This is a genomic window from Pirellulales bacterium, from assembly GCA_035546535.1.
Classification (GTDB): Bacteria; Planctomycetota; Planctomycetia; order Pirellulales; family JACPPG01; genus JACPPG01.
This window is the reverse complement of record DASZWQ010000060.1, coordinates 48,439-64,903: the sequence shown is the minus strand read 5'-3', so window position 1 is coordinate 64,903 and position 16,465 is coordinate 48,439. Positions and strand designations below refer to the sequence as shown.

Annotated in this window: 14 protein-coding genes; 9 read left to right on the top strand and 5 right to left on the bottom strand. The window is 62.8% G+C overall.

The annotated features are described in order from the left end of the window. From VHD36_08015 to VHD36_08005, 3 genes are all read left to right on the top strand, one after another. Positions 1-1,251: hypothetical protein (locus VHD36_08015; protein ID HVU87251.1), on the top strand; the 1,251-nt coding region annotated here is incomplete at its 5' end. A 290-nt stretch (positions 1,252-1,541) separates the two neighbouring features. After that, positions 1,542-4,700: an organic solvent tolerance protein OstA gene (locus VHD36_08010; GenBank protein ID HVU87250.1), complete on the top strand. Its 3,159-nt coding sequence runs from the start codon at positions 1,542-1,544 to the stop codon at positions 4,698-4,700. A gap of 16 nt (positions 4,701-4,716) precedes the next feature. Next, complete coding sequence (locus VHD36_08005) at positions 4,717-5,100, top strand: diacylglycerol kinase (GenBank protein HVU87249.1); 384 nt, start codon at positions 4,717-4,719, stop codon at positions 5,098-5,100. 154 nt (positions 5,101-5,254) lie between these two features. Here VHD36_08005 and VHD36_08000 read toward each other — a convergent pair whose 3' ends face one another. After that, positions 5,255-5,653, bottom strand: coding sequence for a VOC family protein (locus VHD36_08000; GenBank protein HVU87248.1), 399 nt, complete (start codon positions 5,651-5,653; stop codon positions 5,255-5,257). A gap of 269 nt (positions 5,654-5,922) precedes the next feature. Between VHD36_08000 and VHD36_07995 the strand changes: the two genes are divergently transcribed. The 3 genes from VHD36_07995 (at position 5,923) to VHD36_07985 (ending at position 9,076) form a co-directional block, all read left to right on the top strand. Then, on the top strand, positions 5,923-6,672 hold the full coding sequence (locus VHD36_07995) for a hypothetical protein (GenBank protein HVU87247.1): 750 nt from the start codon (positions 5,923-5,925) through the stop codon (positions 6,670-6,672). Between the two features lie 139 nt (positions 6,673-6,811). Next, positions 6,812-8,548, top strand: a complete 1,737-nt coding sequence (locus VHD36_07990; protein ID HVU87246.1) for a thiamine pyrophosphate-dependent enzyme — start codon at positions 6,812-6,814, stop codon at positions 8,546-8,548. 111 nt (positions 8,549-8,659) lie between these two features. Then, positions 8,660-9,076 carry a hypothetical protein gene (locus VHD36_07985; GenBank protein HVU87245.1) on the top strand — a complete coding sequence of 139 codons (417 nt, stop codon included), beginning with the start codon at positions 8,660-8,662 and terminating at the stop codon, positions 9,074-9,076. Positions 9,077-9,195: 119 nt separating this feature from the next. On the opposite strand, the gene VHD36_07980 is transcribed toward VHD36_07985, so the two are convergent. Then, positions 9,196-9,753 carry a HEAT repeat domain-containing protein gene (locus tag VHD36_07980; GenBank protein HVU87244.1) on the bottom strand — a complete coding sequence of 186 codons (558 nt, stop codon included), beginning with the start codon at positions 9,751-9,753 and terminating at the stop codon, positions 9,196-9,198. Positions 9,754-9,913: 160 nt separating this feature from the next. On the opposite strand from VHD36_07980, the gene VHD36_07975 reads away from it, so the two are divergent. From VHD36_07975 to VHD36_07965, 3 genes are all read left to right on the top strand, one after another. Next, positions 9,914-11,299: a PhoPQ-activated protein PqaA family protein gene (locus VHD36_07975; GenBank protein HVU87243.1), complete on the top strand. Its 1,386-nt coding sequence runs from the start codon at positions 9,914-9,916 to the stop codon at positions 11,297-11,299. 126 nt (positions 11,300-11,425) lie between these two features. After that, complete coding sequence (mgtE, locus tag VHD36_07970; protein HVU87242.1) at positions 11,426-12,805, top strand: magnesium transporter; 1,380 nt, start codon at positions 11,426-11,428, stop codon at positions 12,803-12,805. Positions 12,806-13,002: 197 nt separating this feature from the next. Then, on the top strand, positions 13,003-13,656 hold the full coding sequence (locus VHD36_07965; GenBank protein ID HVU87241.1) for a DUF6655 family protein: 654 nt from the start codon (positions 13,003-13,005) through the stop codon (positions 13,654-13,656). A gap of 323 nt (positions 13,657-13,979) precedes the next feature. Here VHD36_07965 and VHD36_07960 read toward each other — a convergent pair whose 3' ends face one another. Genes VHD36_07960 through VHD36_07950 form a run of 3 tightly spaced genes read right to left on the bottom strand, consistent with a single transcriptional unit; the run spans position 13,980 to position 16,057 of the window. Further along, the gene (locus VHD36_07960; GenBank protein ID HVU87240.1) at positions 13,980-14,978 is read right to left on the bottom strand and encodes a hypothetical protein; all 999 of its coding nucleotides are present in this window, start codon (positions 14,976-14,978) and stop codon (positions 13,980-13,982) included. Positions 14,979-14,990: 12 nt separating this feature from the next. Beyond that, positions 14,991-15,536 (bottom strand): hypothetical protein, encoded by a 546-nt coding sequence (locus VHD36_07955; GenBank protein HVU87239.1) that lies wholly within the window; start codon positions 15,534-15,536, stop codon positions 14,991-14,993. Then, entirely contained in the window at positions 15,533-16,057 is a 525-nt protein-coding gene (locus VHD36_07950) for an RNA polymerase sigma factor (protein HVU87238.1), read from the bottom strand. The genes VHD36_07955 and VHD36_07950 overlap by 4 nt, the downstream gene beginning before the upstream one ends. Between the last annotated feature and the right edge of the window lie 408 nt (positions 16,058-16,465).

Genomic DNA, 16,465 nt, shown 5'->3' with positions numbered 1-16,465 from the left:
GCACGAATCGATCGCTGGTTGTTGATCGCACTGGTGCTGTTCGCGGTGCTGGTCCGTGCGCCGGTCGCGTCGCGTAACACGCGTGCCCTGCGCGCCGACGTCGATAACTACCGCGAGTTCGCAATTAACCTGCGCGAGCATGGCACGTTCGGGCCCGACGGGGGCGAGCCCTCGGCCTATCGGCCCGTTCTTTATCCACTTTTGTTGGCAACACTGACTTACGAGTACCATGCCTTCAACCTGGCGGGGCTTGTTGCCCTGCACGTTGGCTTGGGGTTGGCCACGGTGTGGTTTACCGCGCTCGTCGGCGGGCGCTGGGGGCTTGGCCGATGGCGCTTCGCGGCCGGGGCGCTCGCGGCATGCGACCCGATTCTGCTGCGGCAATCGACCTTGGTGATGAGTGAGACGTTGGCCACGTTTCTGGCTGCGCTCGCGCTTTTGGCCCTGACCTTGCTCCTGGAACGACCAAACCTGCTGCGCGCCTTGGCCGCGGGCACCTCCCTCGGTCTGGCGGTCCTTTGCCGGCCGACGTTTGCCGTGTGGGCCGCGACCATTCCACCCGCGCTCGTGTGGCTGCTGCCGCGTGATGCGCGGCGCGTGAGCACCGTCGCGGCGGTAATTTTCGCGGCAAGCATCACCGTCGCTCCCTGGGCCATACGCAATTGGATTCAATTCGGCCGGCCGATCATCACCACCACCCACGGCGGTCACACGTTGGCGCTGGCGAATAATTCATGGTTCTATGAACACCTCCGGTCCGCCCCTGATGAACCGTGGGACGCCGCAGAGTTTAACCATCTCGCCCTGGATTTGCGGCACCACCACACCTCGGCCGCCGAACTGGAAGACAATCGCGAGGGGCACCAGATCGCTTGGGAGGCGATCCACGACGACCCGTTTATGTTCCTGCGGGCCTGCGTTTATCGCGAATCGCGGTTGTGGGGTGTGTTACCTCTCGCGCTGCCGGGCCAAAGTGCGCGCGAAGGGCGCGAGCGTTACATGGTGGCCGCGTTCTACGTGGCGGAATTTTTCTTGGCGCTCGTGGGGCTCTACCAGCTCGGCCGTAAAATGTTCACTCGGGCATGGCTCTTCGGCCTGTTGCTAGCGGGCAGTTTCACGCTGGTACACGCCGTGTATTGGACCGACATGCGGATGCGCGCACCGGTCATGCCGGCAGTCGCTTTGGCAGCGGCGGCCGGAGCCGCCTGGCTGACGGGCAGGATCGGCGACATGCTAGCTCGGCGCAACTAGCCATTTTGTAAAGGCTTGTGGCGCGCTAGTAACGCGCGAAATTGCCTTTGACCGGCCGGCACAACCACCCCTATAATCCGCCCCTCTACTTTTCCGGAAGTTCACGTCTCGTAAGAAGTTTCGTTCAGTTTCGCGCCCTTCATTTCGTACGCGCGAAACTGAGAACGCGCGCCGGCGTTCGTTCGGCGTCACGTTTGAGGTCGACTCTGCTGACAATTTCCGCCGTTACTTCATCGCCGAGCTTACGCTGCGCGCGACGTGGAATCGTTGCGTGTTTTGCCGCTGCGCGCTTGGGGCGGATTCTCGCGACGCTTGTCACGGTCTTCGCGCTGTTCGTCGTGGCGGCACGCGCTCAAAGCACCGTGCAAGTCGATCTGCCGCCTCCTGATCCGGCGGCCTCGATTCGCATCGATGCCGATCAGGCCGATCATTGGCAGCAAGGCGTTCACGAAGTATGGGTGCTGCACGGACATTGCTCGGTCGCGCAGGGAGAACTGCGCGCTTCGGGCAACGAGGCCGTGCTGTGGATCAAACGAGACCAGGACGACGACTCGCCCGAGCCCGCGAATCGGGTCATCGCGTACTTCAGCGGCGACGTGGTCGTCGGATCGGGCGCGACATCGCAAACCGTGGGCGGAAAGCCCACGAACGGCATCGTCGACAAGACATGGTTCGGTGAATTTCAATCGACCGGGCCCGTGGCAATCGGTGTTACGAACCCGGGTGGCGAGCCGCTGATCAAGCCAGCGATTTATCGCCGAGCGCTCGCGCGACGCAACGGCACCGATGATTCGCAAGTGAAGCAGGCCCAGTACATGCCGGGCGGATTCAGCACGACCGTACCCGGTGCTTCGACGGGACCGTCGGCTGGCGGCATTCTCGTCGCGCAGGCTCCTGCCGGACCGGGAGCTCCTCCGGCCGGGCCGCCGCTGCCGGGCTCGCCCGAGCCAGGGCTGCGACGCATCCAGTTCTTCCCGCGCAGCCGTGTGCCTTACGACGCGCGGATCGAGACGGATCCGCAGCGGAACGAGACCGTGGTGCAGATGCGGCAGGGGGTGAACGTGATCATCGACAACCTGCCGAACTTCGGCGCGCTCGATATTTCGGCCGACAACATCGTGCTGTGGACGACCGGCGCCGCCTCGACCACGGGCGAGACCCTCCAGCCGGAAAACGTGCCGCTGGAAATCTACATGGAAGGCAACATCGTCTTCCGCCAGGGCGAGCGCGAAATCTACGCCCAACGCATGTACTACGACGTGCGCAACCAGGTGGGCACGGTGCTGGCGGCCGAGATCCTTTCGCCGGTGCCGAAGTTCGCGGGCAAGATGAAGCTGAAGGCCGACATCTTGCAGCAGACCGGCCCCAATCGCTTCATGGCCACCAACGCCTACTTCACCAGCAGCCGGCTGGCCTTGCCGGGCTATCGGCTGCAAGCGAAGAGCATCTTCTTCGAAGACAACCCCGTGCCCGTCGTCGATCCGGTCACCAAGCAACCGCAGATCGATCCGCAGACCGGCGAAGCGGTGATGCAGCACGATCGGGTGGCGACCAGCCGCAACAACTTCATCTTCATCGAGAACGTGCCGGTCTTTTATTGGCCGTTGATGAAGAACGACGTCGAGCAATCGAACTTCTACATCCGGCAGGCGCGCTTCAAGAGCGACCACATCTTCGGTCAGCAATTCCTGATCGATTGGGACACCTACCAGGTGTTGGGCCTGAAGCGCCTGCCCGGCACCGACTGGACGTTCAGCACCGACTACTTCACGGCCCGCGGCCCGGCGTTGGGCACCGCGTATCGTTGGCGCGGTTCGGAGCTGTTTGGTTTGCAAGGGCCGTACAACGGCTTCCTCGATGCCTGGGGCATTCACGATCACGGTCTCGATACTTTGGGCAGCGACCGTATGAACCTGCTGCCCGAGCCGGATCGGACGAACCGCTACAAGGTGCTGGCGCGTCATCGCCAATACCTGGAAAACAATTTCCAACTCACTGGCGAATTCGGGCTGATCTCGGACCGCAACTTCCTCGAACAGTATTTCGAGCGCGAATGGGATCAGGCGAAGGATTATGACACCGACCTGATGCTCAAACAGTACCGCGGCAACTCGACGTGGGACATCATGGGTAGCGCCCGCGTCAACGACTGGTTCACGCAGACGCAGTGGCTTCCGCGGCTGGATCATTATTGGATCGGGCAGGACTTGCTCGACGATCGGCTCACCTGGTACGAGCATTCCAGCTTGGGTTACGCGAACATGTTGATCGCGGCCCGGCCGACTGATCCTCAGGAAGAGGCCAAGTTCAACTGGCTGCCGTGGGAAGCCAATGTGCATGGCGGTCGCTACTTCACCACGCAGGAGCTTGATTTCCCCTTCGATGTCGGTCCGGTGAACGTGGTGCCGTATGCCCTGGGGCAGTTGGCCCACTGGGACGAGACACTGCAAGGCGTGCCGAACTTCCGCGAGCCGGCCGGTGCGATGAACCGCGCGTACGGTCAGTTCGGCGTGCGCGCAACGATGCCGTTCTGGAACGTGGATCCAACGATCCAGAGCACGCTGTTCAACGTCAACGGGCTGGCGCATAAGGCGATCGTCGACGTCGACGCCTACTGGGCAGGTGCCACGCAGGATTTCCAGAACCTACCGCTCTACGACCCGATCGACGACGATAATATCGAGGCCTTCAACCGGCGCTTTGCCACGAACACGTTCAATGCGAACGTCGTACCGCCGCAATGGGATCCGCGCTTCTATGCATTGCGGTACGGCCTGGCGAGCTCCGTCACGTCGCAATCGCCGGAAATTGCCGGCGATCTCAGCGTGATCCGACTCGGACTCAAGCAGCGCTGGCAGACCAAGCGCGGGCTGCCCGGCAATCAGCACATCATCGATCTCGTCTCGTTTAACCTGTCGACGGCGCTGTTCCCGCAAGCCAACCGCGACGACTTCGGCCAGGTGGCCGGTCTGACGCAGTACGATTTCACGTGGCACGTCGGCGACCGCGTGACGCTGTTGTCAGACGGTATTTTCGATTTCTTCGGCGGCGGGCAGCATATTGCCACCATCGGCGGGTTCATCAATCGCCCGCCGCGGGCCAGCGTTTATCTCGGTTTCCGCTCGATCAACGGCCCCAACGTGCCCAATGCCTTCACCCCGGTCGATAGCGAGGTGCTGATCGCGTCGTATAGTTATCGCATGAGCGAGAAATGGATTTCGTCGGCGGGCGGCACGATTGACGTGGCCCACAACGGTAATATCGGCGAGCAATTCATGCTCACGCGTGTGGGCGAATCGTTCCTGATGAGCATCGGCGGCAACGTCGACGCCAGCAAGAAGAACTACGGCTTGAGCGTGATGATCGAGCCGCGGTTCATGCCGCGCACCACGCTGGGCCGCGTGGGCGGGGCGCAAATCCCGATCGCAGGAGCGAACGGGCTTGAATAGCCGTAAGGTGCGACCGATGACCAAGAAAGAACCGCCCGCCAATTCCTGGGTCCGCAAGTTTCGCTGCGCGTTTCGCGGCGCCAAGCTGGGCGTGCGCGGTGAGAGCAGCTTTTCAGTTCATTTCTTCGTTGCGGCATTGGTGCTCGCCGCGGCGCTCGTCTTGCAGGCCACGCAGGTCGAATGGTGCTTGCTCCTGTTGTGCATCGCCATGGTGCTGGTTGCCGAAATGATGAACTCGGCGCTCGAGCGGATGGCGAAGGCCGTGGACGAGAGCCACAACCCTCACTTGCGCGACGCGCTCGATATCGGCAGCGGCGCCGTGCTTGTCGCCTCGATCGGCGCGGCCGTCGTCGGCGCCGTCATCTTTCTGAATCGCCTGGCCATCACCATGAACTGGTGAAGCGAGCGCTCGTCCTTGCGAAATCGTTTTCGATGATGGTGCCACTGGTGGCTCGTCCAACAGTGCAAAACAGCACTGGTAGCCAAGCTACCGGTGGCACCCGCGCCGGCGCGTCAAGCTTTTTAGAATCGTCTTACCGCTGCGCGCTCGTCGCTTAAGCGAACTGCGACGGCGCATACTGGCCGACCTCGATGTGATGGCCGTCGGGATCGCGGAAGAAGATCTGCATGCGGCCCGTCTGCGCTACGGTGTTCTTGCGAAACGGAATGCCGAGCTCTTCCAGACGTTGCTCGACCGTGGCGAGATCCTCGACTTCGAAAGCCAGGTGCCCATCGCGCGTTTGAATCGGCCCGTCGGGATCGGGAATCGATTCGTTCACGATCAGGTGAATCTGCAAACCGTAGTTGAAGAGCCACGCGCCGGGAAAATCGAAATTCGGCCGCACGATTTCTTGAAAGCCGAGCACGTCGCGATAGAAAGCGATGCTTTTGTCGAGATGTTTGGTCAGTCGGCCAACGTGATTCAGGGAGCGGATCGGCAGGGCGGCGGACATCGGGGGCCTCGGCATTCTTGGCAGGAAGCGTCGGATGCTGGCAGCGATCGCGCTTGCGAGGCTGCCCGGGTTTCACTTTCTTTTCGCGCAATATAGTCGTCGGCCGCGCTCACTGCGAGCCGCGGCGAATGACGGTTCGGGTAAGCCTGGCAAACCTTGCCGGGCCAGCTTGCCGGCAATACCGATTTTCTCGACTGTACCGATCATTCCGCCGATATCTCCCACAGGCTACAGAAATCCGTCGAAATCCTTGAGGGGGGATTCGTGTCATGAAGCGCGTTGTGTTGGCATTGAGCCTGGCCTGCCTGTCCTTGGGCGCGCCGGGATGTTGTTGGTGGCAAGGGAGCGGCTGGTCGCCATGCTGCTGGCCCGGTTGCGGTTGGGGCGGTGGCGGTTGTGGAGATTGCGGCGGCGGCTGCGGAGACACTTGCGGCGGCTGGGGCGGTTGGAATGGTTTCGGCTGCGGCGGATGTGGACGTCCGGGCGGCTGCGGCGAATTCTACTGGGGCGATTGGTGTACCGGCGATCCGCATTGCTCGACCTGCGACAACTGTGGCAACTGGGTCGGCCCGCCTTCGCCGGGCGGCAATGGCCTTGGCCCCGACACTTACTCGCGCGCTCATCCGTACGGTTTCCAGGTCGTGCGCAATGGCGCCCAGCAGATGCCGAATCAACCCGGTCGGTCGCAGATGGCGCGTCGCTCGGCGCCTCCGGCGGAATACGCGCCGAAGATGACGCGCGGCACGCGCTCGTATGTCGCGCGGCCTCGCACCAGCGCCAGCGGTCAGCAATACGCACAGCGCGGACCGGCGCAGGGCCCACGCGAATACGAAGGCGCCGTGGAATACCTCGGTACGACCGATCGACTGGTGAAGCCAGCCACCTTGCCGGGCCGCAGTTCGTCGAGCACGGCCAACGTGGCACGTCGCAGCAATCAGCCGACCTTGGCCGAACCGCAGGACGAAGACTACGGCTCGTCGCGCGTCCAACGCACCTCGCAACGCACTTACGTGCGATAAGCGAACACGCGTTCGGCCGAGAAAAGCAATCCGATCATGACCCGTCGCCGGGCGGGAACGTGGCACCAACACGCGTGCTACGCTCCTGGCCCGGCGATTTGCTTTGATGGACCCGTCGCGTACACTGAGCCGGCATCTTGTGGCGCACCTTTTCTTCCTCAGCGCGGCGGTACGGGTCATGGGAAAAAGCGGCATTCAGGCCTTTCTCGATATGCTGGCCGACCAGGGCGTGAAGTACCTCTTCGGCAACCCCGGCACAACCGAACTCCCCTTGTCGGATGCCATGGTCGCGGACCAGCGCATCAAGTACATCCTCGGCCTGCAAGAAGTGCCGGTCGTGGCCATGGCCGATGGTTACGCGCAGGCCTCGCGCTCGCTCGGCGTCGTGAACCTGCACATCAGTTGCGGGCTGGGGAACGCGATGGGCATGCTTTACAACGCCTATCGCGCGGGAACGCCGCTCCTGGTGACGGCCGGGCAGCAAGACCGGCGATTGATGTTCGAGGAGCCGATCCTCTGGTCGGACATGGTGCGCGTCGTCGAGCCGTGGATGAAATGGGCGGCCGAAGTGCATCGCGTCGAAGACCTGCCGACCGCGATTCGCCGCGCGGGGCAGGCCGCGCTCACGCCACCGACGGGCCCGGTGTTCCTGTCGCTGCCGATGGACCTGCAGAGCGAGATCGCTGAGCTGGACCTGACGAAGGCCAAGCCGCTCGACGTGCGCGTGCGGCCGCCCCTTGGTGCTCTAAGGCAAGCGGCCCAGGTACTAGGCGCCGCGCGCAATCCGGCGATCCTGGTCGGCAGCCGCACGACCGAGGCGGACGCCGTGGCCGAGTTGGTTGCCGTCGCCGAGCGCATCGGCGCGCCGGTGATGTCCGAATCGGGCACGACGCACGGCCGGCTGGGCTTTCCGGCCGATCATCCGCTTTCGGCCCCCGGCATGCCAATCTGGTCGCCGGAAGTGCGAGCCCGGCTGGCCGATCACGACGTGATTCTCGTCGTCGGCATGGACCTGCTGCGGCTGTACGTCTACTTCGAGCCCTCCCGCGCGATTCCCGAGCACATAAAGATCGTACACATCGACCAGGACCCGTGGCAGATCGGCAAAAACTATCCGGTCGAGGTGGGATTGATGGGCGACCTGAAAGTGGGCCTCACCGAACTGGATGAAATTTTGCGCGGCGGCATGACCGCGGCGCAAACCGAAGCCGCGAAAAAGCGCGCGGCGGCGATCGCCGACACGCACAGCCGGGCTCGCGCGGCGCTCGTCGAAGAGGCCAAGGCGCAACGAAGCCAGCGACCGCTCACGCCTTTGACGCTGATGTCGAGCGTGGCCCGCGTCATTCCGCCCGACGTGGCCGTCGTCGAAGAAGCCGTCACCACGACCGGCACTTACTTGGAGCGTTTTGGCGCGCTGAAGAACACGACCGGGTACTTCGGCCATCGCGGCTGGGCGCTAGGGTGGGGGCTGGGTTGCGCCATGGGCGTGCAACTCGCCTGGCCCGAGCGTCCGGTGCTCGCGCTCTTGGGCGAAGGAGCGTCGATGTATGGCATTCAAGGTCTGTGGACCGCGGCCCGCTACAAGCTGCCCGTGACGTTCGTGATCTGCAACAACGCGCAATATCAGATTCTGAAAGTCGGAGCGCAGCAGATCGGCTTGCCAGCCGCCCGGGCCGGGCATTTCATCGGCATGGACCTGACCGAGCCGGAAATCGATTTCGTGAACCTCGCGCAGGCCCTGGGTGTGAAAGCGCAGCGGATCACCGATCCCGACGAGCTCGAAGCGCGGCTCAAAGAATCGCTCGCCGGCGATGAGCCGCGACTGTTCGACGTGCCCGTACAACGTCCCAGCCCGCCGCGCTTGAATTATGGGTAATCTGTAGGGTGCGCTGTGCACACCATGAGCCGCCGCTGGGCTTGGCGCTCGCAGAGCATTTACTGACTTACAGAGGGTGCATGTTGAACCGATCCGAAAGGACAAACAACCATGCAACGGCTGTTGTTGCTCGCGAGCGTTTGCTGCGTGCCTTTCCCGCTTGTCGGTTCGGCCACGGCATGCGATAAGGCGTCGAACACTCAGCGAGGAGCGAGGATCGAGATCGGCCAGCAGATGGCTGACGTCAAGGAAGCCTTGCGCGACCGTCATATCGACTACGAAAATAGTGGATTGGCCGTTGCGTTAAGAGATGAAGACGAGGGCCTTTTCTCGTTTCCGTTGGAGGAGGGTCGTACATACGTGTCGGTCATTTTTTCCAAGTCGCGAGGCTCGATCACGCGTCTCACGGTGGTAATGGGAATCGGCAATGGAAAAAAGTATCAAGTCGATATGGCGGCGAAGAGCATCGCGCTCGAGGACGATAGGAGCTACATCGTCCACTTTCTACCCACGGCAAAGGGCAAATAGCAGACATGCCCACGCGGATTGGCGTCTGAAAGTGCGGGTGATGGTAGGGTGCACTGTATGCACCGCATAGCCGCAGATTCGAGCACGGTGCTCACAGAGCACCCTACGCCGCGCGCCGATTATCGATGCGTATTCGGCGCTGGCGGGTTCGCAATCGATGACTTGTTCGACGCCGCATCGATCAGGCTGATGAGCGCGGGCACCGCCGGCGCGGCGGCCGGTCCGACCTGACCCAGCGCGCGGGCCGAGGCCTGGCGCACGTCTTCATCCGGATCGTCCAGCCTCGCCATCAAAGCCGGCACCGCCTCGGTCGCCTCGGGTCCGATGCGGGCCAAGGCTCGCGCCGCTTCGGCGCGGACGCGTGGGTTCGGATCATCGAGCGTCTTGACCAACGTCGGGACCGCTTGTGTACCGATGCGCCCCAGCGCATCGACCGCGGTCTCTTTGATACCCCACGGACGATAGGCGTTCTCCGCTCGCTCGGATAATGGCGCGAGCGGATTCACCGGCGGCGTCTCGACCATGGCTTGCATCTGCTTCATCTCGTCGGCGGTCGGCTTCGCCTTCGAGGGCGCCGCGTGACCGCAGCCCAGGGCAGTAACAGCCAGGATCAGCAAGCCCAGCGAGACGAAATGTCGTACAAAGGGGGGCGTGGCGGAGTTCTTCGAGGAAATCATGGTTCGGCTCTCGGCGGGGCGGGTTGCCCCTTTACCCTGTGTCGATTTAAGATGAACGGGTTCGCTCCCTCGCTTAAATCCTTCCTGCGCGCCCTCGCTCTTGCGTCAGACGGTTTCCCGGCGCGCGAAGCCTCTTTGAGTATTTCAAGGACCCACGGTCGTGAAAACCTGCTTAAAGCTTACCATTTGTTTTTCGCTCCTACTGGTGGCGGCCCGGCCCAGCTTTTCGGCCGAAAATACGGCAAATTTCGCGCCCGACGCCGGTCCGCTGCACACCTACGTGAAAAAGGCTGACGACAGCTATCGTTGGGAGAAGCGGCAGGTCGGAACGCTCGGCAAGGCGACGTGGGCCGAGCTGATCCTCACCTCGCAGCATTGGAAGGATACGACCTGGCGGCACCAGTTGTATGTCATCAAGCCCAGCGAGGTGAAGAGCGAGGCACAAGGCATCCTGCTCATCGACGGCGGCGCCTGGAAAGACGAGCTGGCTCAAGCTCCCGCGGGCGACAAGCCGGCCAAGCTGCCGCAAGAAGTAACGCTGCTTGCGCAAGTGGCCGAGCGCGTGAAGTCGCCCGTGGCCGTGCTCAAACAGGTGCCGAATCAGCCGATCTTCGACGGGCTGACCGAGGACGGTGCGATCTCTTACACCTTCGAGCAATTCCTGAATACGCGCGACGCCACGTGGCCGCTCTTGTTGCCGATGGTGAAAAGCGCCGTGCGCGGCATGGACGCGGTCCAGGAGTTCGCCAAGAAGGAGTGGTCGCTCGACATCAAGAACTTCACGCTCACCGGCGCCTCGAAGCGCGGCTGGACCACCTGGCTGACGGCATCGGTCGATCCACGCGTGAACGCCTTTGCGCCGATGGTCATCGACACGCTGAACATGAGCGCGCAGATGAAGCTGCAAATCGAGAGCTTCGGCGAGTTCTCCGAACAAATCCAGGATTACACCAAGCGCGGTATCCAGCAGCAGGGCGCGACCGAGGCGGGCCAGATGCTCGAAAAGATCGTCGATCCCTTTTCCTATCGCAGCCTGCTCAAACAGCCGAAGGTGATCCTATTGGGGACGAACGATCCCTACTGGCCTCTTGAAGCGTTGAACTTGTACTGGGGCGAACTCAATGGGCAGAAGCACATTCTGTATGTGCCCAATAACGGCCACGGCTTGAACGACTTCACGCGCATTATCGGCACCATCTCGGCGCTGCATCGCCAGGCGGCGGGCGGTAAGCCGCTGGCCAAGCTCAGCTGGGAACTGGACAACGATAAGGGGAACGTGATTCTCACGGTGAAGGCCGATACCAGGCCCAGCAAAGTCTCGGCGTGGACGGCCGCGGCCGAAACGCGCGATTTCCGCCAGTCGAAGTGGACCAGCCATCCGGCCGAGCAAGTTGGCGACGCGTACCGCTACGAATTGCCCGCCCCCAAGAGCGGCTTCGCGGCCATCTTTGGCGAAGCGGTCTTCGACTCCGACTCGCAGCCTTATTTCCTGTCGACGAACGTCAAGGTAGTTAAGGCGAGAGACGGCGACGACGTCGCCCGCTAGGCCGGACTTTTCTCTGCGAGCAGCTTTGTCAGCTCATTCGCGCCGTGGGTGATTAGAATCCCATAATAGCGCGCGGTTTCTGCTGCGCGCCCCTATGGTCAATCACGTTCGAGAAAGGTCCGCGCCATGCTTGGCAAGCTCGCTTTCCCGGAAATTCGCGAACTGATCGAAGCTGCGGATTTCGAAACGTTGCGGGACGTGCTCAACGGCTGGCTACCGGCCGACGTCGCGGCCGTCTTGAGCCGGCTCGACATGGAGGAGCGCTCACGCGTCTTTCGCGTGCTGGGCAGCCACCAGGCCGCCGAAGCTTTCGAATACTTGGACGGCGACTCGCAGCAGCAATTACTGGCCACGCTCGACGACGCGGCGGCCGCGGCCGTGCTCAACGACATGGCGCCGGACGATCGTACGGCGCTGTTCGAAGAACTGCCGCACGAGACATCAACCCGTTTGCTGCCGCTGCTCTCGGCCGAACAACAGCAAGTGACGAAATCCTTGCTCAGCTACGGCAAGGATACGGTCGGCCGGCTGATGACGCCCGACTACATTGCCGTGAAGCGGGAATGGACCGTGAAGCACGTGCTGGACCATGTGCGCGTGCATGGCAAGGACAGCGAGACGCTCAATGTTGTCTATGTCACTGACAACCAAAACCGGCTGATCGACGACATACGGATTCGTGAAGTGTTGCTGGCTCCGCTGCACGAGCACGTATCGTCCTTGCTCGACGAACGGTTCGTCAGCCTGGTCGTGACCGACAGCAAGCGCCACGCGGTCGATGTATTTCGCAAGTACGATCGCACCGCGTTACCGGTCGTGGATACGCATGGATTCCTGATGGGGATCGTGACGATCGACGACGTGCTGGACGTGGCCGAGAAGGAAGCCACTCGCGAAATTCAACGCCTGGGCGGCCTGGAAGCGCTCGACGAACCGTACGCAACGACGCCGCTACTGGTGATGGTGCGCAAGCGTGCGTCATGGCTGGTCCTGTTGTTTCTCGGCGAATTGCTGACCGCCACCGCCATGGCCTATTACGAAGAGGAAATTGCCAAGGCGGTGATCCTGGCGATGTTCGTGCCGCTGATCATTTCCAGCGGCGGCAACTCCGGTTCGCAAGCCGCTACGCTGCTGGTTCGCGCGCTCGCATTGGGCGAGGTCCATTTACGCGATTGGGGACGCGTGTTCCGGCGCGAACTGACTTCGGGCGTCATGCTCGGCTCTTTGCTGGGGACGATCGGCTTTGCGCGCATCGCGCTGTGGAGTTGGGTTTCGGACCTGTATGGGCCGCATTGGGCGCGTTATGGGCTGACCGTGTGCCTGTCTCTGATCGGCGTCGTCACCTGGGGCACGCTGTCGGGCTCGATGCTGCCGTTTTTGCTCAAGCGGCTCGGTTTTGATCCCGCGACTTCCTCGGCCCCGTTTGTGGCGACCCTGGTCGACGTGACGGGACTGGTGATTTATTTCTCGGTGGCCATGTTCGTGTTGGGCGGGATTGTGCTCTGAAGCTACCGCGAACCTATGCGAAAGACGTTGCTAGCGTCGCGCGCACGCGCTCACGGAAAATCCGGCTGAATCGTTGCAGCGATTACGGCCGATACAGAAGAAGACCGCACGCGCTTCGCGCGTCCCACGCCGCTTCTCGCCTGCTCATCTCCCGCCATTGTTCTCCTGTTTCCTCGAATTCCTACCGAGGCCGCGCCATGAAGACGCGTCGCTACTTCTGCGTCGTTGCTGTCGCGCTAATAACGCTAGCCGGCTGCGTCACCACGAAGCAGACCGATACGGCCCGCACCGGCATCGAGCAGTTGTTGCTCTCGACGGCGACGGACCAGGCGCTCGATAAAGTCGACCTGACGCCGATCGCGCATGCCAAGGTCTTCGTCGATACGCAGTACCTGGACTGCGTGGACAAGAATTATGTGATCGTCTCGTTGCACCAGCGTCTTTTGAACCAGGATTGCAAGCTCGTCGAGAAGCGCGAGGACGCCGAAGTTGTGGTCGAGGTCGGCGCGGGCAGCCTGGGCACCGATCACACCGAATGGTTCGTCGGCGTGCCGGAAATTCCCCTCGCCATGCCGTCGCCCATTTCCATTCCCAAGCTTTCGGTGTTCACGCGCACCCGGGCCATGGGCACGGCCAAGATTTGCGTCGTGGCCATGGATGTCAAAACGCACCAGGCTGTGATCAACTCCGGCTATGCGCTGGCCCGCAGCGACCTGAAGGACTGGAACGTGCTGGGCGTCAACAGCGCGCAGACCGGCACGGTACCGCAGGCGATCAAAAGCGCGACGGGCGAAAACGAAACGATCAATTTGCCGTCGAACATCGCGCGCAAGCCGGCGCTGACGCGGTAATCAGAGCGAGCGCGCCGTTTCCCGGCCGCGCAGTGTGATCTTGCGTGCCATGCTTTTCGCCGCAGTCGATAAGCATGCGGTATCGAGCGTAGCGATGCTTGAGAAGGATTTCACCGCAATTCATACCAGCCCGAAGCGCTAGCGAGGGTCTTGTCTCCACCACCTTCTGGCGAAAAGCATGGTGCATCGCAAAACCCTCGTTTGTGCTTCGGGGTAGTGCTCAGAAGAATTACTGCCTCGGCACGTGTGACGAAGGACATGCTTATTCGCTTACGCGAAAAAGCATGGCACGAGCGTGGCGCCTTTGGTGATCCGGAACCTTCTCAGAAGCCCAGGTCCGATTCCTCGCCGACCAGTTGCTCGATGCGCTGTTTGATCAGTGTGTCACGCGAACTGGTGCGCTTGTCAATCGCTTCGCGCAGCCGCTTGAGCTGCTGTTCCAATCGCTCGAGTTCGAGTTGCCGCCGCTGCTGCCGAACCTCGAACTGTTGCAGGACGAAGTCTTCCAGTTCGCCGCGCAGTTTATCGCGCTCGATTTCGTCGGTCGTCGTGCGGTAGCGCACCGCGGTATCCCGCGCATGCGCTTCCAGACGCGCTTCCTCCGTGTTGAGCTTCTGCATCTCGGGATCGTCAGGGCTGGTGCCATAGCGCTGCGGGACGGGCCGCGTGAGCCGGTCGTAGTTATTGAGGTCTCCCCCACGCAGCAGCCGATCGTAATGTCCCCCCTCGACACGCGGCGGCGGAGCTGCCTGTGGGCCGTGCGGTGGGGGAGGCGGCGCGGCGCCGCGCGGAGGCGGAGGCGGCTGCGGGCCATCCGGGGGCGGCGGGCCATCCGGTCCGGGACCGAATCCGCCCGGCGGAGCATAGGGACGATCACCTGCGGGACCTGGCGGTCGGCGCGTTGCCGGTGCTTCGCCATCGGCGGGAGCCGTGAACGGTTCGCCAGGTTGCAATTCGCTGGGCGCCTGTACCGCAGCGCGAACGCCGGCCCGAACCCCCGCACGTAGCGCGTCGGCGGCTGGGCGCGGTGCGCCGGGCTGCGGGTTCGCACGTAGCGGTCCCCTCGCGCGCAATCCGCCACCTAGCGGGGCAACCGGCGCCGCGGCGGGCTTAGGCGCCGCCGGCGCTGCGGGCTTGGCCGCTGGCTTCGCCTCTACCGGTTTGGCATCGTCATCGTCGGCTGCCGCGGCCGGTTTGTCGGTAGCGGTGGTGACTGGTTTGTCGTCGTCCTTGGTTGTGGTTGCCGTGTCGTCGGCCCGCGCGACTCCGCTTGCCCCTAGCGCCGCACACAACACCACCGCGAAGAAAGATCGCATTTTCATACGAAAGACCTCCTAGAGTTCGCCACTCTTCATTTCCTGTTCGAATTGATCGATCTGCGATTGCAAAAGTGCGATGCTGTCAGGCCGTTCGCCCCATTGCCGCTCGACCGATTGCAATTCATCGGCCAGCGACGCCGTCTCGACGGCCAGTTCGTCGTCCCACGGCGCAATCGAAACGACGTGCGCCGGAGTATCGTCGACAGCCGGGGCTCGGGCATCCACTGGATCCGCCGGCGCATCTGGCGCTGGCGCCACGGCGACACGCGGAGCCGCCTGATCGGGTAAAGCCTGAGGCATGTTGTTCTGTTGGCGCGACACGAACGAATACAGCGCCACGATCACGAGCAACGAGGCCGCCGTCGCGAGCGCGCTTGTGCCGATCCACAGCCGCCGGCGGCGCTGGTCGCGCTCCGCCTGTCGCGCAAGTCGAGTCGTCAATCGTGCCGCGAAAGCTGCTTCGTCGAACGGCGCCTCGGCCGTTCGCGCCAGTTGCGCAAAAGCATTCCACGCCTCGGCCAGATGCGCTTCTTCCAGCGGATCGTTTTCAGGTTCGCTCATTCGTACTCTTCTACCAAAAGTCGGCGCAACGCCAACAGACCTCGCCGGGCGTGGCTCAGGACCGTGTTGGTTGGGCACTCCATAATTCGCGCAATCTCTTGAAATTCCAGGTCGCCATAATAGCGCAACAGCAACGTGCGCTTCTGAGCGTCCGATAGCGTGTCGAGCGCTTCGATCAACTGCTGCCGGCTCTCGGCTCCCAATACCGTGGCCAACGCGGCTCCGTCGGTTGTGGCCGGTTCGAATTGTTCCCACTGCTCGGCGGTCATGGGGCGCTCGCGCTGCGCCGTGCGTCCACGGTCACAGACCAATCGGTCGGCGATCCGCAACAAATAGGCACGTGCCGCTCCTTGCTCGGCGTAGCGGTCGCGGGCCTGCCAGGCTCGGCAGAAAACCTCTTGCAACAGGTCGTCCGCCGCGTGCCCGTCGCGCACCATCGCCAACAGGTAGCCGCGCACCGAGCGGGCATGCTCGTGCACCCAGTGGGTGAGGCGCTCGGAGTGCGGCGTGCTGTGGGCCATGACTACAACGTTAACAACGTGGGGGGCGGGAAAGAAATTGCACCTGACGGCAAAAATCAGCGCCCCATGAGTATGGGACCTCGAATCTGCCCGAAGCCGCGCCCCCGCATAGCCCCTATTTCCCCTGCTATCTTGTCGTTTTTGTTCGCAGCGGGGGCTAACGAGACGCAAAACACCGACGCCAGGGCGTTGACGCCGCACCGCGGCTGGCCGATGCTTTAGACGCCGTTTCAGAATCTCGTGCCACGTCGCCGGTGTGCCACTGGTAGCTTGTCGACCAGTGCTTGGCCCGGAACTTTGCACCGGTGGGCGAGCCACCAGTGGCACCCGCTCGAGACTTTGAAACAGCGTTGAGCGATTGTCGCTAGCAAGCGCGGGTGAGGCGGACCCGCGCGGTTGCCTGCCTCT